Here is a 25,900-nt window from a genome sequence, read left to right on the forward strand (position 1 = left end):
TTGCTTCTACGTCATTTCGACCAGCGCTACGTCATTGTGTCACGGCAAACTACGTCAAGTGTCGCATAGGGCGTGTTCCTGGCTGGTGGCACCATGTCCGCGGGTTCGGACACCAACGCGTTGCGCGTGGGTGACCCGAACTCGCGGACCGTGCGAATGCACGGTCGGCTCCCGCCAACATGGGTTTGCCCCGAGGAAAAACGCTCTATGTTCACCCCCTTGGCCCGCCGTCTGCGCTTCGGCGCCCTGGCTCTGACACTCGCCACGCTGTTGGGTGCCTGCGCCACCGACTCGCCGACCGAACCACGCAACGCGGGCAGAGCTCTGGCTCGTACGAACAGCACCACCGAAGAACCGGGGACTGGCCTGTGGTCCCGTATTGTACGTGGCGAAACCGGTCCAGGTTCATTGTATGAGTTGTATGTCCCGACCAACTGGAACGGCGATGCGGTTGTTATTGCGCATGGCTACAAAGCCCCCACGCTTCCGGTTGCCATTACCGACGAGAGCAACATGTACGCCATGCGCGATTTGCTGGGGGCGCAAGGATTTGCCGTCGCGTATTCGAGCTACTCCATTAACGGCTTCGCGGTGAAGGACGGTGCCCAGCGCACGCATCAGCTGCGTGGGTTGCTGGCGTCGCACCTTGCCGGAGCACCAGCCCGCACGTATCTGCTGGGCTACTCGCTGGGCGGCGGCATTGTAGTATCCCTCGCCGAACAGTACCCCGCGCAATACGCCGGCGCGCTCAGCGTGTGTGGCATGAACGGCGGCTCGCGGGTCCAAACGCAGTACCTCGGCCACGTGCGTGCTCTGGCTGATGTGTTCTTCCCGGGGAAGCTGCCGGGCAACGTGGAAGGCGTACCGTCGGACTTTTCTTTCAACGACCCGGCGCAGATTGGTCCGGTCATTCAGAGCAACCCCGTTGGCCTGTTTGTTATTGCCAGCACGAAGGAAACACCGCTGCCCTGGATCAATACCGGCGGAGACTTCACGAATCCTCAGTCCCTTGAATTCCGCACGCTTGCCGGGTCGCTCTTTGGTGCGCTCTCCTTTCATGCGCGCGGTATCAATGACATTACGGATATTGTGAACAGCCCGAACATCTTCGACAACAGCGGCACCACGTATTCTCCGGGTACGCTCGTCAACCCACAGCTTGCCGGTGCCGTCTCGGCCTACCTCGGATTGGCCAACGCGACAGTGAAGCGCTACACGCTGGCGCCGCAGGCCGAGCAGTATCTGGCGCGGCACTTCACGCCGAGTGGTCGTTTGGATATTCCGCTGCTCACCTTGCATAACCGCTGGGATCCAGCGGTCCCCAATTTCCACAACGACACGCTGGCGGCGCGCATACAGGCCGCCGGTTCAGCGGCGAATCTCAAGCAGGAAGTGTTCGACAACTTCGGACACTGCGCCATTCCGCCTAGCCGCACCATGGCCAGCTTCAGCCGTCTCGTTGAGTGGGCACAAACGCGGTGAACTGCCGGTAACAGCGTTATGGATTATGGGTTAACGGGTGACCGGGTAACGGCAGGAGTCTCGTGCCGCAGTTACTCGGTAACCTGATGACCCATAACTCATGACGCTTTAACAAGCAGTTCCGCCGTTACGTCCAGTCTTTGTTGAGCCGCCTCGATGCCAGGTACAGCAGCGTCGCCGCCACCACGTAGAAGCTTGACCCGTAGTAGATGGCGTAGCGCATGCTCTCGGCGCCGTACGTGGGCGCCAGCAGATCGCTGAGATAGCCAAAGATCCAGAGCCCCACGGCAATACCGAACAGGTTGTTGACCAGCAGAAACAGCGAGCTGGTGGTGCTGCGCATGTTGGCGGGCGCGAGGTGTTGCACGGCGGTCACCACGGGCCCGAGCCACGCCAGGTTGAGGCCGGTCGGGATGAGGAACAGCAGAAAGGCCGCCGCCAGACTCTGCGTATTCATGGCCAGCAGAAAGAGCGGCAGCCCCACCAGGAAGCACACGGCAGGGACCAGTGCGTATGCACTCTTGCTCTTGGCGCCCAGACGATCGGAGAGCGCTCCACCCAGCCAGATACCGGCGACCCCACCAAAGAGCTGGATGAGGCCGTAATACACGGACGTTTGCGCCAACGTGAGATTGAGGCTGCGCATGAAAAACGACGGCAGCCAGAAGGCCACGCCGTAGCCGCATACGCTGGAGCAGGCGGCGCCTACCGCCAGCAACCAGAACGTGCGCTTTGGCAGCACGGTGCGTACGACGTCCATGAATCCCGGGGCCACCGCGGGCGTCGCGGCGGTGGCGCCATCAAAAGCACCACGAACTGGATCATTCACGACCCACTTGAAGAACGGCGCCAGCAACACACCGGCGCCGCCCACCGCAAAAAAGGCAAACCGCCAGTCAACGTAGGCGGCCATGAGCCCACCGAAGAGCGTGCCCAGCGCCGACCCAACGGGGATGCCAAACGAATACGCGGCGAGTGCCCGTGCGCGCTGTTCCTTGGGGAAATAGTCGCTCACCAGCGAGTAGGCCGGGGCAACCCCGCCCGCCTCACCAAAACCCACGCCCACCCGCGCCAGAAAGAGCGACCAGAAGCCCGTGGCTGCCCCACAGGCCATCGTGAAGCCGCTCCAGAGGGTCAGTGCGCCCGTCATGATCCAGGTGCGGCTCATGCGGTCAGCCGCCCACGCAATGGGCACGGCGAGCGTGGAATAGAGCATGGCGAACGCCAGTCCGCCCATGAGGCCGAGCTGGGTATCGGTCAGTCCAAGATCGCGCTTGATGGGCTCCTTGAGGATGCCGAGAATCTGCCGATCGAGGAAGTTGAACGTGTACGCGAGAATGAGCATCGCGAGCACGACATACCGATACCCGCTCTTCTCTTTCATCAGTCCACCCAGTGAGTCACTTCGGCGACGGCACGACGAGGCTTGGCGTCAGGGACTTCGAGCGGCGTGCCCACGCTGAGCACCGCGATGATGCGTTCCCCCTCGGGTACGCCAACCGCTGCCCGCGCCGCAGGATCATCCATGATGGCGCCGCTGCGAATGTACGTCCCAAGCCCGAGCGATACCGCCGTAAGGCAGATGTTCTGCGTGGCCATCATCGTGGACGCGTAGTCTTCCTCGCGAATTTCCAAGTTCTCGTTGAGGACCATGGCCACGATCAGCATGCACGGCTGCGCGCGGTGCTCGTCGCTGGTGGCTTTCCGAATGGACTCGGCGTGCGCTTCATCGGTGGCCTTCTTGGCTTTGCGATTGCCAAGGGCGAGCCCGTAGCCGGCACGCGCCTCAGGGCCCAGAACGTAAAAGCGCCACGGGTTCGTCAGACGGTGATTGGGTACCAGCGTCGCGGCAGACAGCATCTGCTCGAGTTCTTCACGTGTGGGGGGGCGATCGGTGAACTTCCGAACCGAGCGACGGGCGGAGATGGCGTCAGTGAGATTCATATCAGGCAGAAGCGCGAGAGCTACGGGATGACTGGCGGGTGTCGCCAATCGTATGCGGGACAAGATACCTGAGATTGTTCAGCGCGCAGGGGAGACCAGTAGATTGTCGCCATGACGCAGCCGCATCTTCTCGTGGTAGACGCACAGTCGCTGGCGGGCCGGGCCGCCCATGTGGCGGCGGGGGATATCGCCAACGGCGTACGCCTGTGGTGCCAGATGGCCCGCGGGGCAGCGCTTGATGTGGGCGCAACGCACCTGGTCGCCGCCTGGGACCACGAAGGGCCAACGTTCCGCCACGCACTATTCCCCTCGTACAAACATCGTCGTACCGGCTCCATGCGGGCCCGCATTACCCCCATTCGTGAGGGGGTGGAAGCGACCGGGGTCGTGAGCGTGAGTGTGGAACAGTTCGAAGGCGACGACAGCGTCGCGTCATTGATGGCGCGTTTCCAGCCGGAGGCGCGCATTACCCTGCTCTCCAACGATTCCGATCTGCTGCAGTTCGTGTCGGAGGGGGTGGCGGTGGCCACCTATGTCGGGGTGGGCAAAGGGCAGAATGGCGAACGAATCAAACGCTGGACCGCCGCCGACGTGCACACCCGCTTCGGGGTCCTCCCGCCACAGCTGCCGGCCTTCAAGGCCTTGTGCGGTGAAGAGGGTGACGACATTCCGGGGGTGAAGAACATCGGGAAGGGCACGGCAGTGAAGCTCCTGCGACGCTGGCAGAGCCTTGAGAAAGCGCTGGAAGCCAGTGAGTTCGTGAGTCATCGCGACGATACCGCCAAGCTGGCCGGGCAACATGACCATGTCCGGCTCATGTTGCAGCTCACCACCATTCGCACGGATGCCCCGGTGCCAATGCTGCCACTCTCAGACTGCAGCATCAGTACGGTGAGCTGGCCGTCCGGGTCCGCGGCCCGAATGGCGGCGAGTCCGGATGGGAGCGCGACTGGGAGTACGACGGACGGAATCACGCGGATGGCAGCAGGCCCCGGACTGGAAGCCGTGCCGTTCCCTGAAGAGTACTAGCAGCGCCTCCAGGAGTGGCATGTCGCTATCTTCCGCACATCACACACGTGGAGCGACCATGAAGAAGCGCAATGCAACCGCCGTCCCCGACTTTTCGCGCCGAAAGCCCGCCGCAGGCGGCCAGCCGGTAGCGTCTGGCGACAAGACGCGCATGCCGGATCCAAGACAGAAGCAGAGTGCCCCGACAAAGGCCAAGAACGGTGGCCGTCGCGGAACCTAAGGACCACTGAACGCAAAACGGCTCCCACAAGGGGAGCCGTTTTGCTGTGTCAAAGCCATCTGCTCTGAAAAACAGAGCCACAGATCGGGATTGAACCGATGACCGCCCGATTACGAATCGGGTGCTCTACCACTGAGCTACTGTGGCGGTTGATCTCACGGTGAGGTGCCGTGTCCTGCTATCCAACGGTAAACAGTGCCCTCGCACGGACTCGAACCGTGACGCCGTTAAGCACTACCACCTCAAAGTAGCGTGTCTACCAATTCCACCACGAGGGCCTCCAACATCAACCAACAGTAGCGGAAACTCCACCAACAACTGCTTCACATGTTGTTCCGCCGAACAACGGGAGCGACGGGGCTCGAACCCGCGACCTCTCGAGTGACAGTCGAGTGCTCTAACCAAACTGAGCTACGCCCCCAACACCACCTGCACCTGCACCTGCATAGCTCCAACGGGAATCGAACCCGTCTCTCAACCTTGAAAGGGTCGTGTCCTAACCGATAGACGATGGAGCCGTTGAAGCCACTGCCCTGCACCAGCACCCGCATAGCGGTAACGGGATTCGAACCCGTGTTCCAGCCTTGAGAGGGCTGTGTCCTAGTCCCCTAGACGATACCGCCGTCGGCATTTCGCCTTCAGCGAAATGCCGACGGCGGAACGCTACATCTGGTCACGATTGCTGCGCGCAATCACGCCCTTCTTACCGCACCCCGAGTTGGCGTGTCCGAGATCCAGTGACTGAAGACTCGACACCCACCACTCAAAACTGCAGTTGAGACAGGCCCGGAGGGAATCGAACCCCCAACCGCCGGTTTTGGAGACCGGTGCTCTACCAATTGAGCTACGGACCTCCGGAGAGCGGCGACGGAATCGCTGCTCGCCAGTGTGACTCAGGGTGACCGACGGGGATCGAACCCGCAACCCCCGGAACCACAATCCGGTGCTCTGACCAATTGAGCTACGGCCACCATGAACGAATGGGCGCTACGTAAGAAACCGCGTTCGTGACTCCCGACCGCTTGCCACCAAACTGCGTGGAGTTACTCGGGAGACGCCAAGGGTAACCGGTTAGCAGACCGAATTCAAGGGCTGAACCCGGTCTTTTTTCTCAATCCTTGGCGCGATCGAGGTACTCACCGGTGTTCGGATTCACACGCACCCGCGTACCCTGTTCCACAAACTCCGGCACGTTCACCACCACCCCGTTCTCCAGCTTCGCCGGCTTCGACGACGCCGTCTTGGTGGCGCCGCGCACCACCGGAGCGGTATCCACAATCTCGAAGACCATCGAGTTCGGCAGCTGAATGCCGATGGGACGACCGTTGTAATACTCGGCCAGAATCTTCAGCCCCGACTGCATCCAGGGAGCCGAGTCGCCGAGCGATTCCTCGTCGAGCTCGATCTGGTCGTAGTTCTCCGCGTTCATGAAGTGGTACGAATCGCCGCCCTGGTACATGAACTCGAGTTCGTGCGTTTCCATGTCCGCCTTTACGATCGTGTCAGCGGCGCGGAAACGATGCTCGAAGTTCGACCCGGTGCGCAGGTTTTTGAGCTTCGCCTGCACCATGGCGCGCAGGTTGCCCGGCGTATGGTGACGGAACTCAACAACACGGCACGGATCGCCTTCGAAGACGAGGACCATACCCCGGCGGATCTGCGTAGCGGAGAAAGCCATATCGACGACACCTGCAAGCAGGGAAAAATGCGCGGGAATGCGCGACGCCAACTGCGCGAAAAAAGTCAGCCTCGACCCCAGTGATGCGGGTCAAGTCGTACCAATAATCTGGTACAGCCTCGGAACCTAACCGACCTGATCGCTCGCTGGAAGTGACCGCAGGAGCTCGGCTTACGGCCGAGGCAAGGCCCGGAGCGCCGGCTCCAGCGCCCCCCACATCGTTTTGGCTACGACCTTCGACCCCTCCTCGTTGGGATGGATCCCGTCTCCCTGGTTGAGACGGGCCACGCCAGCCACCCGGTCCAGCAGGAAGGGCCAGAGTGGCACCCCCGTCTCTTCGGCGGCCCGCACATACGCCGCGTGAAAGCGGGTGGTGTAGTCGCCCCCCAGGTTCGTGGGGGCCTCCATCTGCACCAGCGCGAGACGGGCGTCAGGCTGGGTACGGCGTACCGTTTCCACCAGCTTCACCAGATTGGCATACGTCGAATCGGGATCCACCCCCCGCAAGCCGTCGTTGGCACCCACCTCCAGCACCACCAGCGCGGCGGGCTGATCCAGCACCCATGCCGCCCGCCGAAGTGCCCCGGCCGACGTTTCGCCGCTCAGCCCCGCATTCACGACCCGCACGGCCAGCCCAACCGAATCAGCCTTCGCCTGGAGCAACGCCGGATAGGCCTGCTCCGGGCTGAGCCCCAGCCCCGCCGTCAGACTCGTGCCCAGCAGGACCACACGCGGCAACCCCGGTGCCGCGCGATTCCCCGCCGGTGGTGTATTCTCCGCCGTGGACGCGTTGGCCAGTGCCTGACGCGTCGATGAATCCCCAGTGGTGGCGGGCACGTTGGTTCCGGAGCGTCCGTTGGTCTCCTCGGAGCCACCACACGCCCCCAAGAACTGCAGGCTCGCCAGCCCAACGGCCGTCGCGGTCAACACGGCGCGCCCTGACCGGACTTTTCCCCTTCTCTTCTGCAATCGCATGCTCGTTGCCCGTGGGTTGACCAAGGAATATCAGAGCGGCACCCAGCCCCTGACAGTGCTGCGTGACGTGTCGTTCGATGTACCGGCCGGCGCCTTCGTCTCCATCGTCGGCCCCTCCGGCAGCGGCAAGACCACCCTGCTCGGGCTGCTCGCCGGGTTGGATACCCCGTCGCGCGGTTCAGTATCCCTGGATGGAATCGACTTCAGCCGCCTCGATGAAGATGCACGGGCGCGCCTGCGAGGAGAGAAAGTTGGGTTCGTCTTCCAGAGCTTTCAATTGATCCCCACGCTGACCGCACAGGAAAATGTGCAGGTGCCCCTCGAATTGGCGGGTGTCGTGGGCGTACGGGAAGCGGCCTCGCGCGCCCGTGACCTGCTCGCCCGCGTCGGACTCGGCGACCGCACGCACCACTTTCCCCAGCAGCTCTCGGGCGGTGAACAGCAGCGCGTCGCCCTCGCCCGCGCCTTCGTGAACGACCCCAAAATCCTCTTTGCCGACGAACCCACGGGCAATCTGGATGGCACCACCGGCGAACGCATCGTGGAACTGCTGCAGCAACTCAACCGGGAACGCGGCTGCACCATCGTGCTGGTCACGCACGATGCCAGCCTCGCGGCACGTACGCAGCGCACCATCCGCCTGCGCGACGGCGTCATCGTGGAAGACATCTACCACGAGCCGTCGGCTGCCAGCGACGCCATTCCGTCGGCGGCCCCCTCCGCATGACCACTCAGGCTCTGCTCCGCCTCGCTTGGCGCGAGAGTCGCACGGCACGTCGTCGGCTCGCGCTGTACATGTCGAGCATTGCGTTCGGAGTGGCCGCGCTGGTGGCCATCGATTCCTTTGCCGGCAACGTGACGCGCTCCATCCGCGAACAGTCGCGCACCCTGCTGGGTGGCGACATGGCGCTCACCGCCCGGGCCACCTTTCCGGCCGTGGTGGACACGCTCGTGGACTCGCTGCGCGCCCAGCAGATTCCGGCCGCGCGCGTGACCACCTTCGCGTCCATGGCGCTGGCGGAACCGTCCGGCGGCACGCGTCTCGTGCAGGTCCGCGCCGTATCACCTGGCTACCCGTTCTACGGCGCCATCGAAACCGAACCGGCCAATGGCTGGTCACGGGTGCACGACGACAGCGTCGTGTTCGTGGATCCGTCGCTGCTCATTGCCCTCGAGGCCAACGTTGGCGACGTCCTCAAGCTTGGCCAGCAGACGTTCCGCATTGGTGGCACCCTGGGCAATGTACCGGGCGACGCCGGCATCACGTCGGTGATTGGGCCACGCGTGTATGTCTCCGACCGCTGGTTGGAGAAGATGGGGCTGCTCAAGTTCGGCAGCCGCGCTGAATACGAGATGGTGTTGCGGCTGCCGCCAAATCAGGCCACGCCTCAGGGCGCGGCTCAGGTAGCCAAGGCGCTGCGCCGTCGCATTGATCCGGTGGAGGCGGCGCGACTGGAAGCGCAAGAAGCCTCCGGCGAGGCCGAGCGCTCCGGCCCGGGCGGCGAAGGCGACGACCCCGAACGCGATACCGTACGCGTGCTGCCGGCGGCGACGACCGACAGCACCAGCCCCGACTCCGCCTCGGGGGCGAAGGCCGCCACCACCGCCGTCGCGCCGCAATCCATAGCCCCTCCACGCACCCGGGTTCGGGTCCGGACGGTCGCCGACACCGAGCGCGACTTCACTGAAGCCGTCGCGCGCCTGGCCGACTTTCTCAGCATCATTGGCCTCATTGCCCTCCTGCTGGGTGGCATCGGCGTGGCCAGTGGCGTCAACGCGTTTGTGTCGGCGAAGATTGATACCGTTGCGGTGCTCCGCTGCCTCGGGGCCACCAGCCGCCAGGTCCTTGCCCTGTACGTGGTGCAAGCCGGGGCCATGGGGCTGGTAGGAGCGACGGCGGGTGCAGCTCTGGGCGTCGCGATCCAGTTCCTTCTGCCTCAGGTCATGGGAGAGTTCCTGCCCGTGGACGTGGCCATCATGCTTGAGCCACGACCGTTGCTGCTGGGGCTCGCCACTGGCGTGTGGGTATCACTCGTGTTTGCGCTGCGGCCGCTGCTCGCGCTGCGACGGGTCTCTCCGTTGCAGGCCATTCGCCGAAACGCCGATCCCGCGGCGCTGCCCAGTGAGTGGAAGGACCCGGCGCGCCTGGTGGTGGATGCACTGTTGATCGGCAGCATCGTTGCGATTGTGATGTCGCGCATTGAGTCGGTGCGCGATGGTCTCGCCATGACGGGAGGCATTGTGGGCGTGGTGGCCATCCTGTGGCTCGCCGCCACGGCGCTCATCGCCGTGGCCCGTCGGACGACCCGTCCGTCCTGGCCGTTCCCGCTGCGCCAGGGCATTTCCAACCTGCACCGCCCGGCCAATCAAACGCGGGCCGTCACCTTGGCGCTGGGCTTCGGTGCGTTCCTGCTCAGCACCGTGTATCTCGTGCAGGCCAATCTGCTGGGGCGCGTGCAGACCACCGCTGATGCCGCGGCCGGCAACCTGCTGCTCTTCGATGTGCAGGACGATCAGGCCGCGCCGCTCGATTCCATGTTGCGCGTGCGCCAGCATCCCATTGTGCAACAGACGCCCATTGTGACGATGCGCATTGAGGCGATCAACGGCGTGTCAGTCACCAAAATGCAGGCCGATACGTCGGTGCGGCGCGCCGGGTGGGTCCTGCGGCGCGAGTACCGGTCCACGTACCGTCAGGAGATGCAGGCGTCGGAGAAGTTGATCACTGGCTCGTGGTTTCCGGATTCGTCGCAGCGTCGTGAAGCGCGGGCGGCCAATCCGGATCTCCCCTACCTGCTCTCACTCGAGACGGGACTGGCCGGCGACATGGGCGTGACGATTGGCGACACCATCGTGTGGAACGTCCAGGGCGTCCCGGTCACAACGGTGCTGGCCAACACGCGCGAAGTGAACTGGGGCCGCTTCGAAGCCAACTTCTTTGCGGTGTTCGAGCCAGCGGCGTTGCGCCGAGCCCCGCAGCAATACGTAATCGTGGCCAACGTGCCGGCGGGACAGCCACTCGCCGCCATGCAACGGGATGTGGTGCGACGGTACCCGAATGTGTCCAGCCTGGATCTCACGCTGGTGAAACAGACGATCGGCGCCATCATCGATCGGGTGACGCTGGCCATCCGCTTCCTTGGGCTCTTCTCGCTTGCCATGGGTGTGCCAGTGCTGTTCAGTGCAGTGGCCGCCACCCGGCGTGCGCGTCTGCGCGAAGGTGTGCTGTTGCGTACATTGGGCGCGTCGCGGGCCCAGGTGGCGCGTGTGCTGCTGGCCGAATACGGGGCCCTCGGAGCGCTCGGCGCCCTCACGGGCATGGTACTCTCCTTTGGCGGCGCGTGGGCCATCACACGCTTCGTATTCGACGACCCGTTCGACCCGGCCGTGGGCCCAACGCTGCTGATCGCGGCCGGCATGCTGCTGCTGACCATGACGATCGGTTTGCTCACCTCGCGCGATGTCTATCGCGAAACGCCCATGATGGCGATTCGGGAACCGGGATAACCCGTCCAACGCGGCCGCTGACGGTTTTCGCGCGTCAGCGGTTGGCGATCAGGCCGTAGGCGAACGGTCTGCCGTCTTTCACGGCGACCCAGACGCGGGCGCCAGTGAGACCCTGCAGCGCTGACGGCAGCGGCACACGTCTGGTACCGCTGCCATCGGTGAGTTTGAGGCCCCCATCGGGGAGGATGGTGCCGTCAAACGCGGGCACGCCGTCGGCGGCGCGCACATAGAAGTCCGAGACGACCACATCCCGCGGCGTGATCCGTACGCCACGCACGACCACCTCACTGCCCACGAGCTTCGACATCCCGGTGGTGGCCATGCCGCTCAGGGCAATGGTGGACTGCGCCGTACGCAACACCACGGCGCGAGCTGGCTCCGTCCCCTGCCAGATCAGCTGTCCGCGTACGGTATCGCCATGCGCGCGATCGGTGCCGGCACCAGCACCGGTCATTTTGGCGGCGAAGGCCCGCGCCATGGAGTCGCCACGCGCCTGGGCACGTTTCGACATGATCGTCCCCGCCGTCAGCGCGCCGGTGGCATCGCGGACATTGGCTCCCGGAGACGCCAACGTACCATCTCCGGCACCCGTAGCGACCCGGCTGCCGCCGCCCAGGGAATCCTTGAGCGCCTGTTCAAACTCCGCCTGCGCCGCGAGTCGCAATGAGTCGAGGACCATGGGCGCCCGGTCGGCCTGGGCGAGCAACGAGTCACCACGGAAGGCCAACGTATCCAACCCCTCAATGTCGCCTTTTACCGTCACCCCGCCGTCGCCGATACTTCCACAGGCAAACAATGCAGGGAGCACCAGGGCTCGCGCCAGGGCGTGGCGGCAGCGGTGCATCGGCTGCCAGACACGAGGACACGGGATGGGGTGGGCCACATTGCACGATTTCATATCCGTGAAGCTACGGTCAGACTTCGTACCGTCAACGCAGAAGTGATGCATATTGCGCGGTACGGAACGGTTCCTGCTCGGCCATTTCACACGCGGCATGGTGCGAACGGCGTTCAACGCTGGCAGACCCAGCTGTGATGCCCCGTGCATTCCCGTTACACTCCCGGCACAAATCGCAACACGAGGGTGACGTCAGCCATCACGGCGCGTCAACCAACGCATGGTAGACTTCTCAACAGATCACACGACGGCGCGCTTCGGGCGCGACACGTGGCAGCACGACAACGACCGCGGGCTCGCCCTGGCGGCAGATGGCGATTGGGCCGAGGCGACTGAAGCCTTTGCGGCCGCCGCCGACAGTCTTGCGCGTGCGCTGCCGTCGGCATCGGGAAGCCATGAGCCGCTGGCCCTCGTCCTGAGCAATCTGGCGCAGGCGAATTTCCGGCTGGGCCGTGTTGAAGAAGCCTTGCAGCATGCACAGCGGGTCTGTGCGCTGCGAGTCGCCCTGGCCGGGGAAGACGCCATGCCGGTGGCGCGGGCCCGTATGGACCTCGCCGTGATGCTGGCCTCGAGCGGGCGTCTGGACGAAGCCAGACTGCTGGTGCAGCGCGCGATCACGGCCATTGAGCATCACGTGGGTGAGGAGGACGCGCGCTTGGCCATCGTCCTGGAGAACGCGGCGCGTATTGCGCTGGCGGCGGGAAATCCGGCCAACGCCGAACCGCTACTGCTGCGACTGCACGCTCTGTTGGATGCGCATGAGTTGTCCACGGAACGGGCCGAGGTGCTGCTGGCGCGCGTCGCGGACGTTCGCGCGCGTCAGGAGGCCGCAGCCTCACGGCACGAAGTAGAGCAGCCTCTGGTCACGGACGACATGTCCGCGGACGCGGCGGTTGTGCAAGTCACAGCCGCCGCGGCAGAGGACGCACAGGTCGTTACGCCCCGCAGCGAAACGCCTGCCCAGGTGAGCGCCTTCGACGATGACACGTCGATGCGGGTGTACGCCCACGCTTCAATCGAAGCGCATGAGGAATGGGAAGACCAGCCGCTCCGCGACGCCGTCGCGGTCACCGATGTGTTGCTGAGAACCACCCCCAGCGGGGTCCCCATCATCCCGGCCGCTCCCGTGGTGGAACCGCCGTCGCTGGATCAGGCCGACGACCTTGTGGATGAGATGCTGGACACGATGGATCTCACCGATGTGCTGCCGGCGCCAACGTTGCGCGACCCCAGTATCGACGAACTGCTGTCGGTTGACGTGATGAACACCCCACTGTCATCGCTGGCGGTCGCCGGTCTTGATCGGACCCTCACGCCGCTCGAACCCTTTGATGCGGTTCCGGCGGCGGAGCTTGACGTTGATCTGCTGGATACGACGCCAGCGGCCGATGCGTTATCCGGATTGTCACTCGACCTCGCCGATTCCGCTCCGGTGGCACAGACGGCAGGCGGGGATACCGATTTCGATCTCGACCTGGCGTTCGACGATGAGGTCGTCCCCGCCGACACGACGGCAACTGCGGTAGAGGCGCCGGCGGCCACTTCGAACGTGAACTACCCCACGCCAGCCACCAACGCCGGCTTGCTGCTCGACTTTGCCGTGGAGCACGGTGTGGTCAACGCGGACGAGGAGCCCATGCTGGTGGGTCCCCCCATTTCGTCTCCAGTACTTGGTGGCCTGCCGGACCAGCCCGCTGTACCGGCCGCTCCCGCGGTAAAGCCAGGGCCGACGCAGATCGTGTCGTCGGGGTCAACGGCTGGTATCGCCCCGTTGTCGGATATTGTGGCCACGGCACCGCCGGCCCCTTCCATGGCGGCACCGTCGCCCGAGCCGGTCCCTACGCCACGCGCCAGCAGCACGGGCGCGGCGCCCCGCCGCACCACGGAGTCGCGTGCCGCGAACGACGCCCAACCCTCTTCAGGGAAGGGCAAGCTGTTCGTGATCATTGGCGGGGTAGTCGCAGTGGCTGGTGGCGCCGCCGCGTTCTTCCTGCTCAAGTAACGGCACTCCTCGCGCGACAGGCATGGTATGCGCCATGCCGCGTGTTGCCGTCAGTTCTTGTGGCGGAAGGTGATGCGCCCGCGGGTCAGATCATACGGCGACACTTCCACGTTGACCCGGTCGCCGGCCAACACGCGGATCCGGTTCCGACGCATATTTCCCGCCAGCGTCGCGAGTATTTCGTGTCCGCTCGGCACCGCCACGCGGAACATGGCATTCGGCAACAACTCGGTCACGGTGCCTTCGAGTTCAATCGCGTCCTGCTTCCCCATGTCGGCGTCGGTCCTCTCCTTGGTTGGGCCGGCCCGGGAGTCGTGCCGGTCTTGACGGAGAAAAAAGATATGAAATTCCGCACCAGAGGCCAGCCGAGGCCTGTCGATGGTCACTGACACCCTGCTGGTGGGCCCCGGATGGCTTGGGGCGGCCGCGGCGCTCAGCCTCGCGGCCGAGGCCAGGGTGCACCACGGACGGGTCTTTTGCCTGTCGCGCACGGCGCGCCCGGCACCTGCGGGGTGCCATGCCGTTGCCGGGGATATCGTGCGCGGCGCCAACGATGACGCCTTGCTGAACGCGCTTCCGGAACGCGTTGCACGATTGGTGGTGTGTGTCGCACCGTCGTCCGCACGGGGCGACAGCTACGCCATCTATCCCGCTGCGGCGCGAGGCGCGGCCGCCTTGGCCGATGCACTTGGTGTCGCCAGTCTGGTGTACATATCGAGCACCGGGATCTATGACCGCCAGGATGGGAGCGAGGTGGACGAGCGCACGATCATTGCGCCGGCCAACGAACGCGTGCAGGCGCTGATGGACGCCGAGCTGGCTGTACTGGCATCGGCCACGGCGTCGCGCGCCGTCACCGTGTTGCGCGCGGCCGGACTCTACGGCCCCGGCCGCGATCCCGGTCCACGATTCGCCAATGGCCTCACCGCCCCTGATACCTGGTGCAATTTTTCGTGGCGCGACGACGTGGTGTCGGCCATGGTGCATACGTTGGCCCTGCCGTCCACCGGAAAAGGGATGGTGTTCAATTGCACCGACAATACGCCAGTACAGGCTGGCCTCATTACACAGGCCCTTACGGGTCGGGCCGCAACGGGTGACACGGCGGCAGCGGGGGCGGCCACCACAACGGGTGCTGTGCGGGCGGGACGCAGCAATCAACGGATCTCAAGCGCCGCGTTGCTGGCCACAGGCTGGGCTCCCTCCATGCCTGACATTTTTGCCGGACTCCAGGCACTCGGCCATGTCCTCCCCGGTCTCGAGGAGCGCGCATGAGCGACACGTCCCAACCTTATGGCCCCAATACGCCCGCCATCCGTCGCTTCCTCGTGCGATTCGCCGGGCTTGGTGCGGGCGACCGACAGGCCGTGGTGACCCGTTATTCGGCCGCAGCGACCACCAGGAGCTACCTCAAGGCCGAAGGCGCCCTGGCCACCGCCATCGAACGCAGTGGGCGCGAACCATTACGCGATGCGCTGAGCGGTCCGCTGCTGCAACTGGTTCGTCGCCCCAATGCACCGGAGCCAACCGAAGCGAACGCGCTGGATGGGCTCGATGAGGTGGCAGAGCCGGCCCTGGCCGCTTTGCTGGCTCTCCTGGTACGCGACCTCCTGGCGTCTACCGAGCTGGAAGCGCTGTACACGGCCTTTCACGAGGTGATCCCGTTGGCCGACCTGACCAGCTGACGGCGGGCACTGGCCGCCGTTGCGGTGCGCTAGAGTACCGTATCTGTCCGCGGCTCGGCCGCGAGCGTGAACCGGGGGATAACGGCCAGAAAACTCGAACCATCATCGCGCACGAAGCGATAGGTGCCCTCCATCCAGCCGTTGGGCGCCTTCAGTACGCAGAATGAGCGGTATTCGTGAATCTGTCCGGGGAGCAGGTGCGGCTGTTCTCCCACCACGCCTTCGCCTTCCACGACGGTGTCGCCCACCGCTTCATCGTGAATGAGCCAGCGGCGTGTCCGCAACTGCGCCGCCTGGTCACCCACATTCTCGATGCGGATGTGGTAGGCAAAGACGAACTGCCCCAGCAGCGGATTGGACCGTTCGCGCAGATACGACGGGCGCACGGTGATGCGGATCCCCGACGTCATGCGGTAATAGAACGAAAGGCGATCGCTCATCAGAACCGTCCAGTGGACGATGAGGTGGAACCCGACACGATCGAAAGCGACACGGGCGAACTCTCTGTACCAACGCGGTTGAGCGCCGACACGGTCACTTTGGTGGCGGCGAGGTCACGGGGAATCGTAAAGCGATCGGTCGCCCCCGGTAGTACCATGGTAACCCATGCCGTGTCGGTGCGCAGCCGTACGAGCCATTGCCACGGGGCGGTTCGTCCCTGGGGCATGAGTCGCAGCTGGAGGGCCCCGTTGGCGCGCTGCACACGCGGGGCCGGCGCGGGGGGCGGTGGGGCCACGAGCCACGGTGAGGCCGGCGGCAAGGCCACCGCCGCATACGGACCGCTCTGCAACGTGTCGTTCATCCCAGCCTGGTTCTTCAGGAACGAGGTCATGCTGAAATGCACGTTGCCGGAGGCCCCTGGTTGCAGTCGCGTGAGGCGAATCTGCTCCAGCAGGTCACTGACCGGAAACGCCGTGGAGCCGCGTCCCCCCGCCAGCGACGTGAAATTTCCCGGCCACAAGTGGCGTTGCATTACGTTTTCACTCGCCCACCAGTCGAGCAGCACGGGATACGCCTGCGCCACCTTGGTGGTAGGCCAGTAGAGCTGCGGCGTGAAGTAGTCCACCCACCCCTCACGCAGCCATTTGCGGGCATCGGCGTACAACTTTTCGTAGGCATCGAAACCGCGGATCTGTTCAGGGTACCCTGGCCGCCAGATCCCGAAGGGGCTGATACCAAAGCGGACCCACGGCTTGGTGGCGTGCACGGTGTCGTGCAACTGACGCACCAGCCTGTTCACATTCTCGCGGCGCCACTCGGCCCGATCGAGTTTTCCGCCGGACTTGCGGTACTTGGCGTAGCTGGTGGCATCGGGAAAGGGCAACGCCCGCCCTCGCCGATCGTTCTCGGGATACGGGTAGAAGTAGTCATCGAGGTGAATGCCATCCACGTCATACCGCTTCACGACATCCACGATGACCTTTACGGTGCGCGCGCGCACCGCAGCCTCACCCGGATCCATCCAGAGGTAGCTACCGTATTTTTTCACCAACGCCGGGTTGGTACGGCGAATGTGTGAAACGGCGGCGGGGGATTTGCCGCGCACAAAGCCGGCCCGATACGGGTTGAACCAGGCGTGCAATTCCATACCGCGGGCATGCGCTTCGGCAATGGCAAAGGCCAGGGGATCCCAGAACGGCTGCGGCCGTTTCCCTTGCGTTCCGGTGAGGAACTCCGACCATGGCTCAAGACTGGACTGATACAGCGCATCACCGGCCGGTCGCACCTGAAAAATCACCGCGTTCAACTTGAGTGCTTCTGCCCGGTCGAAGAGGGCGCGCAACTCGGCCTGCTGGTCCTCCGTGCTCAGTGTACGCTTGGAGGGCCAGTCCATGTTGCCCACCGTGGCCACCCAGACACCGCGAAACTCACGCAGCACCGGCGGCGCATCGACGCTGACGACGGCTTGGGGCACTTCGGCGCGCCGCACGGGGGCCTTGTCGGCGCCGCGCGCAGCCGGCGTGCGACGACGCGCGGCCGTATCCAGACGACCGGCCGCCGAATCGCTGGCCACGCCTACTGCCGGCGCCACTGGCGCGGGTATGGGCACGGCCGGCGAGAGCCCACGGCCACAGGACATGGTGGCCAGTATCACCGCCACGGCGCCGGCTCCATACACACGTCGCATCACGCGCCGATCGTCTCCGACGCCTGTTGCATGGCGGCCAGCACCACACCCGCGCGCCGCGCCGCCTCGGCGATACGAGGACCCTCCTGAATGAACGAGATGCGGAAGAAACCCTCACCACCGGCGCCAAACCCCGACCCCGGCATGGCAATCACCCCCTGCTCTTCACGCAGACGGTCGCAGAAGGCCGCGCTCGACATGCCGTCGGGAAGCGGAATCCAGAGGTACATGGTGGCCTTGGGCGCTTCGCAGGCGAAGCCGTTGGCGCGGAATGCCGCCACCGCCGCATCACGACGTGCGGCAAACACCGCGAGGTTCTGCGGCACGAACTCGGCCCAGCTTTCAATAGCGGCAACACCCGCCGCTTGAATGCCCATGTACTGCCCGGTGTCGGTGAACGATTTCACCTTCGTGAGCGCGCCGGCGATCTCCGGCTTGGCCACCGCCCAGCCGCACCGCCATCCCGTCATGTTGTACGTCTTCGACAGCGAATGAAATTCGATGGCCACGTCACGCGCTCCCTCAATCTCGAAGATGCTCGGCGGCACATAGCCATCGAAGCCCATCTCCGAGTACGCGTTATCGTACACCAGCAGAATGTCACGTTCCCGACAGGTCTGCACGACGCGTTCGAGATACTCGCGCGGCGCAATGGCGGCGGTCGGGTTGTTGGGATAATTGAGATACAGCACGCGCGTCCGTGCCATCACAGCGGCCGGAATCTCGTCGAGTTCCACGAGAAAGTTGGTACGCGGACGCAGTGCATACACGTACGGAGTGGCATCGCTCATGAGCGTCCCCCCCAGATACGCCTGATAGGCCGGATCGGGAATGATCGCCACGTCGCCGGCGCCGAGATAGGCGAATGCCACGTGGGCCAGCCCTTCCTTGCTCCCCAGCAGCGGTACGATCTCGGTAAGCGGATCGACGCGCTGTCCAAACCGTGTGTGCATCCACGCGCTGATGGCTTCACGATACGGCACGTGTCCCAGCCCGAAGCCGTAGCGTTGCATGGCCGGGACTTCGGCGGCCGCCTGCAATGCGGCCACCGCCTTGGGGGGCGGTGGCAGATCGGCATCACCGGCGCCGAGATCGATCACGTCTACGCCGGCGGCAAGCAGTGCCTTCTTGCGCGCCGGAATATGCGCCAGCGGATAGATGGGAAAGGCCGAGAAGCGCGAAGAGAACTTGGGCATGCTCAGGACGTGGGCGGATTGAACTGCGCGTGCTGCGCTTCGATCCAGCTCTGATGATACTTGGGATCTTCGATATCGACGGCGGCCTTCGCCACTTTGAGAGGGCGGAAGCTGTCCATCATGACGGCCAGTTCGTTGGTGTACTTGGCGCCGATTGACGCTTCAGTACGTCCGGGGTGCGGACCGTGCGCGAGCCCATCGGGATGGTGCGTGATGGAGCCGTACTCGATGCCCTTCCGGCTCATGAATTCACTGGAGGCGTAGAAGAGCACCTCATCGGAATCCACGTTGCTGTGATTGTACGGGGCCGGAATGGCCTCGGGATCGAAATCGTACGGTCGCGGACAGAAACTGCAGATCACGAACCCGTCTCCCTGAAACGTCTGGTGCACCGGCGGCGGCTGGTGAATGCGTCCCACGATCGGCTCGAAATCGTGGATGTTGAAGATCCACGGATAGAAGTAGCCGTCCCATCCAATCACATCGAACGGATGGTGATCGAGCACGAGCTCGTTGAGCGCATCGTACTGCTTGACGTAGATGGGGAACTCCCCCTTCTCGTCTCGCGGCGCCGTATGCTGCGGACGGCGGATGTCTCGCTCGGAGAATGGCGCACCTTCCAGCAGCTGTCCGAACTCGTTGCGATAGCGCTTGGGGGTGCGCACGTGCCCGCGGCTCTCCATCACCAACAGCTTGGTTGGTCCCTGTGCCGGATCGAGCCGCCACCGGTGCGTGATGTTGCGGTGAATGACCACGTAGTCACCGGGCTTGTACGGCAGATCGCCGAACACCGATTCCAGTACCCCGTGCCCTTCCACCACGTACACCACTTCGTCCGCCTGCGAGTTGCGGTAGAAGTGCGTATCGGCCACGTCGGGTTCCACGTACAACATGCCGATGTCGCTGTTGAACAGCAGCGGCAGTCGATCGAGCGTCGCCGACCCTCCTTTCTTCACGCGCGACGTGAGGAAGTGCCGATGACGAAGCGACATCTCCTTGTCTTCCACCCAGGCCAGATCGCGGATCTTGCGGGCCGAGAGGTACGTGGTGGGCGGATGCGTGTGGTAGAGCAGCGAGGAGGTGCCCACAAAGCCTTCGTGCCCCATGAGCTCTTCGGCGTACAACCCGCCATCGGGACGACGGAACACGATGTGCCGCTTGCGCGGAATGCTGCCGAGTTGATGATAGATGGGCATGGTCGGCTCAGAGGTTGCCGCGCAGTTCCTGCTCGCGCTCGATACTTTCGAAAAGCGCCTTGAAGTTGCCCTTGCCGAAGCTCGTGGCCCCCTTGCGCTGAATGATTTCGTAGAAGAGTGTGGGGCGATCTTCCACCGGCTTCGTGAAGATCTGCAGCAGGTAGCCGTCAGGATCACGATCCACGAGGATGCCCAGCTTGGCCAACTCTTCGACCGGCTCGTCAATCTGCCCTACGCGCGCCTGCAGCTCGTCGTAGTACGACGTGGGCACGGACAGGAATTCCACGCCGCGGTTCTTCAGGGCGGTTACCGTGGTCAGAATGTCGTCAGTGGCGAGCGCCAGGTGCTGCGCGCCGGGACCACCGTAGAAGTCGAGGTACTCTTCAATCTGCGACTTCTTCTTCCCCGAGGCGGGCTCGTTGATGGGGAACTTGATCTTGTCGTTCCCATTGGCCATGACCTTCGACATGAGCGACGAGTACTCGGTGCTGATATCCGAATCGTCGAAGGTGATGAGATTGCGGAAGCCGAGCACGTTGGCGTAGTAGGCCACCCAATGGTTCATGCGGCCCAGCTCTACGTTCCCCACGCAATGATCCACGTATTTGAGCCCCACGTCGGCGGGCTGATAGTGCGAGGTCACGGGCTTGAAGCCTGGCAGAAAGAGTCCGCGATAGTTACGGCGCTCAACCAGCGAATGTATGGTGTCACCGTAGGTGCCAATGGCGGCAAGGACCACCTCGCCATCGGCATCCTGCACCACCTGCGGTTCCTGAATGCCAATGGCCCCGCGTGCGATGGCGGTGTCGTAGGCCAACCGGGCGTCATCCACCCACAACGCATAATCCTTGACGCCGTCGCCATGCCGGTGCACGTGCGCGGCAATGGGCGAGTCGGACGAGAGCGCGGTGGTGAGCACCAGGCGAATCTTCCCCTGCTGCAGGAGATAGCTGGCGCGGTCGCGCACACCGGTTTCGGGGCCACGATACGCCACCAACGCATAGCCGAACGCGGCGCGATAGTAGTGGCTCGCCTGCTTGGCATTCCCGACGTAGAACTCCACGTAGTCGGTGCCATTGATGGGAAAAGCGTCCTGTTCGACGCCCGCTTCTGGAACGGTCAACGTAGCCATGGGCATACCTGTGTGATGACATGAAAAGGACGGCTGTCATGGACAGCCGAAGACGCACGTCGCAGGATGGTCCTGCGGCGCGGAAACCCTTTCAGCTCAGATATGCGAACGCGGGAGCGCGCCGATCCACGCGCGCTGCCGTTGGTCCTCCGAAGGCGGGGTGAGGAACATGCCCTAAACCTAGCAGGTCGACCGTCGGCGCGCCGACCGGCCGCTGGCTCGGGGCACACCCGTCCCCACGGGGCGCCGGACCCGCTAGTGGCGCAACGCCGGAATATCGCGATAGAGCTCCAGCGCGGCGGGATTCGCCAGCGCCTCCACGTTCCGCACCGGTCGACCGTGGATAACCTCCCGAACAGCAATTTCTGTGATCTTGCCGCTGATGGTGCGGGGAATATCCGCCACCGCCACGATCACCTTCGGCACGTGATGCGGACTGGTGTGCTCCCGGATGCGCGTACGGATGCGCTTTTCAAGGGCTTCCGTCAGCATGACGTGCTCTCGCAGTCGCACGAACAGCACCACCCGCGAATCGGTACCGGCCGCTATGCCAATGGTCTGCTCCACGGCCAGCGACTCCACCACTTCGGGAATCTGCTCCACCTGGCGATAGATCTCCGCCGTCCCGATGCGGACCCCACCTGGATTCAACGTGGTGTCACTCCGTCCGTGGATAACGAGGCCATCGTGGGCCGTCAGTTCGGCCCAGTCGCCATGACGCCATACGCCCGGCGTGTGCTCAAAGTAGGCCGCCCGATAGAGGGCGCCGTCGGGGTCGTTCCAGAATGCCACCGGCATGCTGGGAAACGGGCGGGTGCAGACCAACTCTCCAGGAACCCCCTGCACCGGCTGCCCCCGCTCGTCGTGCACCTCCACCGCCATGCCCAACCCTCGCATCTGCAACTCCCCGCGGTACACGGGCCCGGTGGGATCGCCCAGCGCAAAACAACTCACGATATCGGTCCCGCCGCTTATGCTGGAGAGCCGCACCCGCGGGCCAATGGCGTGCGCCACAAAATCATAGCTGTGGGCCGCGAGCGGACTGCCCGTGGAGAGGATCGCACGGAGCGCCGACAGGTTGGCCACGTCGCGCGGCACGACGCCTTCTTTTTCGCACATCGCCAGATACTTGGCGCTGGTTCCGAACACCGTGACGTGCTCGCCCTCGGCCATGCGCCACAGGATGGTTGGATCGGGGGCCAGGGGCGCCCCGTCGTACAACACGACCGTGGCGCCGAGGGCGAGCCCTGAAACCAGCCAGTTCCACATCATCCAGCCGCAGGTGGTGAAGTAGAACAGCACGTCGTTGGCCTGCACATCGGTGTGCAGCGCCAATTCCTTCCAGTGCTGCAACAGGGTGCCACCGGCGCCGTGCACCATGCACTTGGGGAGCCCCGTGGTGCCGCTGGAATACAGGATGTACAACGGATGATCAAAGGGGAGACGCACGAACTCCGGTTCAGTCCGATGAACGTGCGACGCCAACACGAGATCGAACCGCTGGGCGAGCGGAAGATCGGCGAGCTCGATGTCCGGACTCACATAGGGCACCACCCAAACGGCCCGCAGGCTTGGCAAGGCGGCAACGATCTCGCGCAGGCGGGGCATGCAGTCCATGCGCTTGCCCGCGTACCAGTACGCATCGGCGGCGACCAGAACCGTCGGCGCGATCTGCCCGAATCGATCGAGGACACCCTTGGTGCCAAAGTCGGGGGAACAGCTGGACCAGGTCGCGCCCAACGAGGCCGTCGCGAGCATGACGATGACGGCCTCAGGGAGGTTGGGCAGCCACCCAGCGACCCGATCCCCCACTCCGACCCCCTGCGAGGCCAGAGCGGCCGCACATTGCGCGACTCGGGCCGCCAGATCGCGGTACGTCAGTCGCTGCTGAGCACCATGCTCGTTCCACGCGACCAGGGCGAGCGCGTCGTCACGGCGACGTAGCAGATGCTCGGCAAAATTGAGGCGCGTTCCGGTGAACCACCGCGGGCCCTCCCAGCCAGACGATGTGCGGTGGGGCGGACGCATGGAGTGGCCGTCGTGCAGCACGGATTCCCACGGCGAGTCGGGCGCACCCGGTCCATCGGCCTGGATACCAGCGGCGCGCCACACTGCTTCCCAGAAGGCGCCGGGATGCTCCACCGACCAACGCTGCAGGGCGTGTGCATCCGTGACCGTGGCAGGTACCGTCCCTTGTGCCAGTAATGTGGTGCGAAACGCCGTCATCCGGGCCACGGCGATGTCCGCATCGGTTGGCTCCCAAATGGGAGACCCCATCGCCCCGTCACTCGCCATGCTTTACATCCTCACGCGCCAGCAGGACGGCATGACAGGTCGGGCCATGCGATTCGCAGTACCAGCCGTGACGATCATGAAAGACCAGATGCGGGGCATCGTTGGGACGCAGCCGAACGCGCACCAGATGTTCAACACCAGTGCGTGGTCCAACTACGGCCTTGGCATCCAGCACATCCACCACCGGCTTGACCGGAAACAGATCCAGCTGGGTCGGCGCAATCACCGACAGGTCATCGGAGGCCAACTGCTTCCGTGAGCCTTTGGCAGCGCGACGTGGTGCAGTCATGGGAGGGGGAGCAAACGCGGTGACGGACGCATCCCCCAATCCTCGCTAGGGTGCGCGTCCGGCGCCAGCGCCTCGGGCCCCTGGCAACGGCTCGGAACCCGTCGCGGTGGCTCCGCCGGACACACCTATCGACTCCACCTGCCAGTGCAGTTCCCACTCACAAAAGGCGTCGCCTTCAATGGCACACCGCACGTGGCGCACATGCGCGTGGCCGCCGCCGGCGAGGGTGATAGCCTGCCGCAATCCCCCGACCTGCCGGCGACAGAACAGGGTGGTCACGGGATCGAAGCCCACCAGCCGGAGCACCACTCGTCCAGGAGCATTCTCCACCACCTGCATGTCCCCGGGTTGATAATAGAGCCGGAACAACGAGATACTCTGCGTCAGGAACTCCAGCGGACTGGGCTTCCGTAGAATGCCCCCATACAGTTGCACGCCATATGACCCGATAGACGCGGCACCCGCCTGTTCTGCCCAGTGCAACGCCTCTGGGGCATGGAGCAGAACCACGTGGTTGGCGGTCTCCCAGACGCGTACCACCAGTGCATAGGGGAGCTCGTCGGTCGACCCGAGCGCTGCAACGACAGTGCGGTCATGCGGCTCGAGTGCGTGCAGGACCTCGGTGGACACGGGTTCGCCGAACGTGTCCGCAATGAAGGCGAGCGTGCTCTGTACCGTGGAGCCTTTGGCGCGTGGCCCGGTGATTGGCATCAACTCCGCTCCCGAACGGCCGCGAGGGCCATCGTCAACACCAGTTGCCGGTCGATCTTCCCGGACCCCAGCCGAGGAAGCGCCTCGGTGAAGACCAGATGGCGCGGCACCTTGTATCCCGCCAATCGGCGTCTTGCCTCACGAAGCAGGACGCTCTCGCCGAGTGCGGGGTCGCGCCGTACGACCACGGCACAGCCCACCTCGCCCCACTTGGCATCCGGCACACCCACGACGGTGGCTTCCAATACGCCTGGACAATCCAGCAGAGCGGTTTCCACCTCACCGGGAAAGACATTCTCTCCGCCGGAGATGAACATTTCCTTGCGACGTCCGCAGATGCGGTACACCCCGTCAGCGTCCACACTGGCCAGGTCACCGGTGCGCAGCCATCCGTCGCTGGTCAGGACCTCAGCGGTTCGGTCCGGGGCGTTGAAATACCCGGAGAACATTTGCGGACCGCGCAGCTGCAATTCCCCTACCTCGCCAGCGCCAGTGGGCTCCCCGGCATCGGTGTGCAGACGCATGGACAGAAACGGCATGGGCCAGCCAACCGTGCCGTCTTTCGCCATGGCGGTGGCGTCGCTGGTCGCGAAGCAATTGGGCCCGCACTCTGTGAGTCCGTACCCTTCCCGGAACCGATAGCCGGCGGCGCGCACTGCGTCTTTGGTACGCTGCGGACAGGGGGCACCGCCGGAGATGAACGTGCGTAACGCCGGAAGCGGACGCCCCCAATTGGCCGCCTGTCGCAACATGTCCAGTTGGGTGGGGACGCCAAAGGACATGGTCAGTCGATGCCGCGCCATGACCTCGAGATGCTCTTCGGCATCGAACGCGCCCATGAGGACGACCGTACCGCCACGAAACAGCAGCGGCGTGGTGAACACATGCCAGCCGCCGGTGTGAAAGAACGGCGTTGCTGCGGGCGCCACATCTTCCGACCCCAGAGCCCATCCCGTGGAGGTACCCAACGCATTCCAGAGCAATTGCCGATGCGGGAGCATGACTCCTTTCGGCGCGCCAGTGCTCCCCGAGGTATAGAGCAGCATCGTGGTATCCTCATGCGTCCGCACGGGACTTGGGGGAGCGGTGCTCTGACGCGCCGCCATCAACAACACCGCCGCCTCTCGATCGAGGTCCACCCAGGGCGCCGCACATCGGGCCTCTCCCGCCAGCGATTCATACGCGGCTTCGCCCAGAACCACAGTCGGCATGGCGTTCGCCAGCACCCGTGTCAACTCGGCGGGAGACAACCGCCAGTTCAATGGGACCAGGATGGCGCCACGACGGATGCAGGCGAAAAACACCGGGAGGAACTCGTAGCGATTCTGCGCCAGTATCCCCACCCGGTCCCCGGGCTGCACCCCCAGCCGCTCCAGCACCACATGCCACGTATCGGCATCGGCATCGAGTTGCGCGTAGGAGATCGACGCGGCCGTCGCGGAATCAACGACAGCCGTTCGGGTGCCATCAACCCGGGCCCACCAGGCCACCGGGTCGAACAGCTCAGGCAACTGGGGAAAAGGCATCACGCGA

At 64.5% G+C, this 25,900-nt stretch carries 22 protein-coding genes and 7 tRNA genes; 7 read left to right on the top strand and 22 right to left on the bottom strand.

Translation table 11 applies throughout. The annotated features are described in order from the left end of the window. The first annotated feature begins 207 nt into the window (after positions 1-207). On the top strand, positions 208-1,482 hold the full coding sequence (locus GEMMAAP_RS11060; RefSeq protein ID WP_026849722.1) for an alpha/beta hydrolase family protein: 1,275 nt from the start codon (positions 208-210) through the stop codon (positions 1,480-1,482). A gap of 127 nt (positions 1,483-1,609) precedes the next feature. Here the strand turns inward: GEMMAAP_RS11060 and GEMMAAP_RS11065 are convergent, their stop codons facing one another. Beyond that, positions 1,610-2,866, bottom strand: coding sequence for a spinster family MFS transporter (locus tag GEMMAAP_RS11065; protein ID WP_053334142.1), 1,257 nt, complete (start codon positions 2,864-2,866; stop codon positions 1,610-1,612). Then, the gene (locus tag GEMMAAP_RS11070; protein ID WP_026849720.1) at positions 2,866-3,426 is read right to left on the bottom strand and encodes a nitroreductase family protein; all 561 of its coding nucleotides are present in this window, start codon (positions 3,424-3,426) and stop codon (positions 2,866-2,868) included. Before GEMMAAP_RS11070 ends, GEMMAAP_RS11065 begins: the two co-directional genes overlap by 1 nt. Before the next feature lie 111 nt (positions 3,427-3,537). Between GEMMAAP_RS11070 and GEMMAAP_RS11075 the strand changes: the two genes are divergently transcribed. Then, positions 3,538-4,455, top strand: a complete 918-nt coding sequence (locus GEMMAAP_RS11075) for a 5'-3' exonuclease (protein WP_026849719.1) — start codon at positions 3,538-3,540, stop codon at positions 4,453-4,455. Positions 4,456-4,750: 295 nt separating this feature from the next. Here the strand turns inward: GEMMAAP_RS11075 and GEMMAAP_RS11080 are convergent. The 9 genes from GEMMAAP_RS11080 to GEMMAAP_RS11120 form a co-directional block, all read right to left on the bottom strand. Continuing rightward, positions 4,751-4,822, bottom strand: a tRNA-Thr gene (locus tag GEMMAAP_RS11080). A gap of 49 nt (positions 4,823-4,871) precedes the next feature. Further along, a tRNA-Leu gene (locus tag GEMMAAP_RS11085) sits at positions 4,872-4,953 on the bottom strand. Positions 4,954-5,021: 68 nt separating this feature from the next. Then, a tRNA-Asp gene (locus tag GEMMAAP_RS11090) sits at positions 5,022-5,096 on the bottom strand. Between the two features lie 25 nt (positions 5,097-5,121). Further along, positions 5,122-5,193, bottom strand: a tRNA-Glu gene (locus GEMMAAP_RS11095). 32 nt (positions 5,194-5,225) lie between these two features. After that, positions 5,226-5,298, bottom strand: a tRNA-Glu gene (locus GEMMAAP_RS11100). Between the two features lie 158 nt (positions 5,299-5,456). Next, positions 5,457-5,529, bottom strand: a tRNA-Trp gene (locus tag GEMMAAP_RS11105). Between the two features lie 43 nt (positions 5,530-5,572). Next, positions 5,573-5,646: transfer RNA gene (locus GEMMAAP_RS11110), tRNA-His, on the bottom strand. 140 nt (positions 5,647-5,786) lie between these two features. After that, the gene (gene efp / locus GEMMAAP_RS11115) at positions 5,787-6,353 is read right to left on the bottom strand and encodes an elongation factor P (protein ID WP_026849718.1); all 567 of its coding nucleotides are present in this window, start codon (positions 6,351-6,353) and stop codon (positions 5,787-5,789) included. A gap of 171 nt (positions 6,354-6,524) precedes the next feature. Next, a complete protein-coding gene (locus GEMMAAP_RS11120; RefSeq protein WP_053334141.1) occupies positions 6,525-7,283 on the bottom strand; it encodes an arylesterase in 759 nt (252 codons plus the stop codon). 43 nt (positions 7,284-7,326) lie between these two features. Here GEMMAAP_RS11120 and GEMMAAP_RS11125 point away from each other — a divergent pair, with 43 nt between their 5' ends. Both GEMMAAP_RS11125 and GEMMAAP_RS11130 read left to right on the top strand, forming a co-directional pair. Continuing rightward, a complete protein-coding gene (locus GEMMAAP_RS11125) occupies positions 7,327-8,055 on the top strand; it encodes an ABC transporter ATP-binding protein (RefSeq protein ID WP_026849717.1) in 729 nt (242 codons plus the stop codon). Next, on the top strand, positions 8,052-10,835 hold the full coding sequence (locus GEMMAAP_RS11130) for an ABC transporter permease (protein WP_026849716.1): 2,784 nt from the start codon (positions 8,052-8,054) through the stop codon (positions 10,833-10,835). Before GEMMAAP_RS11125 ends, GEMMAAP_RS11130 begins: the two co-directional genes overlap by 4 nt. A gap of 34 nt (positions 10,836-10,869) precedes the next feature. On the opposite strand, the gene GEMMAAP_RS11135 is transcribed toward GEMMAAP_RS11130, so the two are convergent. Continuing rightward, positions 10,870-11,733 (bottom strand): hypothetical protein, encoded by an 864-nt coding sequence (locus GEMMAAP_RS11135; RefSeq protein ID WP_158514827.1) that lies wholly within the window; start codon positions 11,731-11,733, stop codon positions 10,870-10,872. Between the two features lie 220 nt (positions 11,734-11,953). Here GEMMAAP_RS11135 and GEMMAAP_RS11140 point away from each other — a divergent pair, with 220 nt between their 5' ends. Beyond that, complete coding sequence (locus tag GEMMAAP_RS11140; protein ID WP_026849714.1) at positions 11,954-13,735, top strand: tetratricopeptide repeat protein; 1,782 nt, start codon at positions 11,954-11,956, stop codon at positions 13,733-13,735. A 50-nt stretch (positions 13,736-13,785) separates the two neighbouring features. On the opposite strand, the gene infA is transcribed toward GEMMAAP_RS11140, so the two are convergent. Next, positions 13,786-14,007, bottom strand: a complete 222-nt coding sequence (gene infA / locus GEMMAAP_RS11145; RefSeq protein ID WP_026849713.1) for a translation initiation factor IF-1 — start codon at positions 14,005-14,007, stop codon at positions 13,786-13,788. 106 nt (positions 14,008-14,113) lie between these two features. On the opposite strand from infA, the gene GEMMAAP_RS11150 reads away from it, so the two are divergent. Then, positions 14,114-15,010 (top strand): Rossmann-fold NAD(P)-binding domain-containing protein, encoded by an 897-nt coding sequence (locus GEMMAAP_RS11150; RefSeq protein WP_026849712.1) that lies wholly within the window; start codon positions 14,114-14,116, stop codon positions 15,008-15,010. Beyond that, entirely contained in the window at positions 15,007-15,420 is a 414-nt protein-coding gene (locus tag GEMMAAP_RS11155) for a hypothetical protein (RefSeq protein ID WP_026849711.1), read from the top strand. The genes GEMMAAP_RS11150 and GEMMAAP_RS11155 overlap by 4 nt, the downstream gene beginning before the upstream one ends. A 29-nt stretch (positions 15,421-15,449) precedes the next feature. Here the strand turns inward: GEMMAAP_RS11155 and apaG are convergent, their stop codons facing one another. From apaG to GEMMAAP_RS11200, 9 genes are all read right to left on the bottom strand, one after another. Continuing rightward, positions 15,450-15,860, bottom strand: coding sequence for a Co2+/Mg2+ efflux protein ApaG (apaG, locus tag GEMMAAP_RS11160; RefSeq protein WP_053334140.1), 411 nt, complete (start codon positions 15,858-15,860; stop codon positions 15,450-15,452). Beyond that, complete coding sequence (locus GEMMAAP_RS11165) at positions 15,860-17,548, bottom strand: glycoside hydrolase family 10-like protein (RefSeq protein WP_238588231.1); 1,689 nt, start codon at positions 17,546-17,548, stop codon at positions 15,860-15,862. The genes apaG and GEMMAAP_RS11165 overlap by 1 nt, the downstream gene beginning before the upstream one ends. Beyond that, on the bottom strand, positions 17,548-18,744 hold the full coding sequence (locus GEMMAAP_RS11170; protein ID WP_053334139.1) for an aminotransferase class I/II-fold pyridoxal phosphate-dependent enzyme: 1,197 nt from the start codon (positions 18,742-18,744) through the stop codon (positions 17,548-17,550). Before GEMMAAP_RS11170 ends, GEMMAAP_RS11165 begins: the two co-directional genes overlap by 1 nt. 2 nt (positions 18,745-18,746) lie before the next feature. Beyond that, entirely contained in the window at positions 18,747-19,940 is a 1,194-nt protein-coding gene (locus GEMMAAP_RS11175) for a homogentisate 1,2-dioxygenase (protein ID WP_026849708.1), read from the bottom strand. A 7-nt stretch (positions 19,941-19,947) separates the two neighbouring features. Next, positions 19,948-21,072 carry a 4-hydroxyphenylpyruvate dioxygenase gene (gene hppD / locus GEMMAAP_RS11180; protein WP_053334198.1) on the bottom strand — a complete coding sequence of 375 codons (1,125 nt, stop codon included), beginning with the start codon at positions 21,070-21,072 and terminating at the stop codon, positions 19,948-19,950. Positions 21,073-21,327: 255 nt separating this feature from the next. Further along, positions 21,328-23,367: an acetoacetate--CoA ligase gene (locus GEMMAAP_RS11185; RefSeq protein WP_169804578.1), complete on the bottom strand. Its 2,040-nt coding sequence runs from the start codon at positions 23,365-23,367 to the stop codon at positions 21,328-21,330. Further along, on the bottom strand, positions 23,357-23,656 hold the full coding sequence (locus GEMMAAP_RS11190) for a hypothetical protein (RefSeq protein ID WP_026849705.1): 300 nt from the start codon (positions 23,654-23,656) through the stop codon (positions 23,357-23,359). Before GEMMAAP_RS11190 ends, GEMMAAP_RS11185 begins: the two co-directional genes overlap by 11 nt. 45 nt (positions 23,657-23,701) lie before the next feature. Continuing rightward, a complete protein-coding gene (locus tag GEMMAAP_RS11195) occupies positions 23,702-24,367 on the bottom strand; it encodes a hypothetical protein (protein WP_026849704.1) in 666 nt (221 codons plus the stop codon). Then, positions 24,367-25,893, bottom strand: a complete 1,527-nt coding sequence (locus tag GEMMAAP_RS11200) for a class I adenylate-forming enzyme family protein (RefSeq protein WP_053334138.1) — start codon at positions 25,891-25,893, stop codon at positions 24,367-24,369. Before GEMMAAP_RS11200 ends, GEMMAAP_RS11195 begins: the two co-directional genes overlap by 1 nt. Positions 25,894-25,900: the final 7 nt, after the last annotated feature.

The organism is Gemmatimonas phototrophica (assembly GCF_000695095.2).
Lineage (GTDB): Bacteria > Gemmatimonadota > Gemmatimonadetes > Gemmatimonadales > Gemmatimonadaceae > Gemmatimonas > Gemmatimonas phototrophica.

Coding starts and splice junctions, on each gene's coding strand:
- GEMMAAP_RS11060 (WP_026849722.1), top strand. CDS start 208: ATGTTCACCCCCTTGGCCCGCCGTCTGCGCTTCGGCGCCCTGGCTCTG.
- GEMMAAP_RS11065 (WP_053334142.1), bottom strand. CDS start 2,866: ATGAAAGAGAAGAGCGGGTATCGGTATGTCGTGCTCGCGATGCTCATT.
- GEMMAAP_RS11070 (WP_026849720.1), bottom strand. CDS start 3,426: ATGAATCTCACTGACGCCATCTCCGCCCGTCGCTCGGTTCGGAAGTTC.
- GEMMAAP_RS11075 (WP_026849719.1), top strand. CDS start 3,538: ATGACGCAGCCGCATCTTCTCGTGGTAGACGCACAGTCGCTGGCGGGC.
- efp (WP_026849718.1), bottom strand. CDS start 6,353: ATGGCTTTCTCCGCTACGCAGATCCGCCGGGGTATGGTCCTCGTCTTC.
- GEMMAAP_RS11125 (WP_026849717.1), top strand. CDS start 7,327: ATGCTCGTTGCCCGTGGGTTGACCAAGGAATATCAGAGCGGCACCCAG.
- GEMMAAP_RS11130 (WP_026849716.1), top strand. CDS start 8,052: ATGACCACTCAGGCTCTGCTCCGCCTCGCTTGGCGCGAGAGTCGCACG.
- GEMMAAP_RS11135 (WP_158514827.1), bottom strand. CDS start 11,733: ATGAAATCGTGCAATGTGGCCCACCCCATCCCGTGTCCTCGTGTCTGG.
- GEMMAAP_RS11140 (WP_026849714.1), top strand. CDS start 11,954: ATGGTAGACTTCTCAACAGATCACACGACGGCGCGCTTCGGGCGCGAC.
- infA (WP_026849713.1), bottom strand. CDS start 14,007: ATGGGGAAGCAGGACGCGATTGAACTCGAAGGCACCGTGACCGAGTTG.
- GEMMAAP_RS11150 (WP_026849712.1), top strand. CDS start 14,114: ATGGTCACTGACACCCTGCTGGTGGGCCCCGGATGGCTTGGGGCGGCC.
- GEMMAAP_RS11155 (WP_026849711.1), top strand. CDS start 15,007: ATGAGCGACACGTCCCAACCTTATGGCCCCAATACGCCCGCCATCCGT.
- apaG (WP_053334140.1), bottom strand. CDS start 15,860: ATGAGCGATCGCCTTTCGTTCTATTACCGCATGACGTCGGGGATCCGC.
- GEMMAAP_RS11165 (WP_238588231.1), bottom strand. CDS start 17,548: ATGCGACGTGTGTATGGAGCCGGCGCCGTGGCGGTGATACTGGCCACC.
- GEMMAAP_RS11170 (WP_053334139.1), bottom strand. CDS start 18,744: ATGCCCAAGTTCTCTTCGCGCTTCTCGGCCTTTCCCATCTATCCGCTG.
- GEMMAAP_RS11175 (WP_026849708.1), bottom strand. CDS start 19,940: ATGCCCATCTATCATCAACTCGGCAGCATTCCGCGCAAGCGGCACATC.
- hppD (WP_053334198.1), bottom strand. CDS start 21,072: ATGGCTACGTTGACCGTTCCAGAAGCGGGCGTCGAACAGGACGCTTTT.
- GEMMAAP_RS11185 (WP_169804578.1), bottom strand. CDS start 23,367: ATGGCGAGTGACGGGGCGATGGGGTCTCCCATTTGGGAGCCAACCGAT.
- GEMMAAP_RS11190 (WP_026849705.1), bottom strand. CDS start 23,656: ATGACTGCACCACGTCGCGCTGCCAAAGGCTCACGGAAGCAGTTGGCC.
- GEMMAAP_RS11195 (WP_026849704.1), bottom strand. CDS start 24,367: ATGCCAATCACCGGGCCACGCGCCAAAGGCTCCACGGTACAGAGCACG.
- GEMMAAP_RS11200 (WP_053334138.1), bottom strand. CDS start 25,893: ATGCCTTTTCCCCAGTTGCCTGAGCTGTTCGACCCGGTGGCCTGGTGG.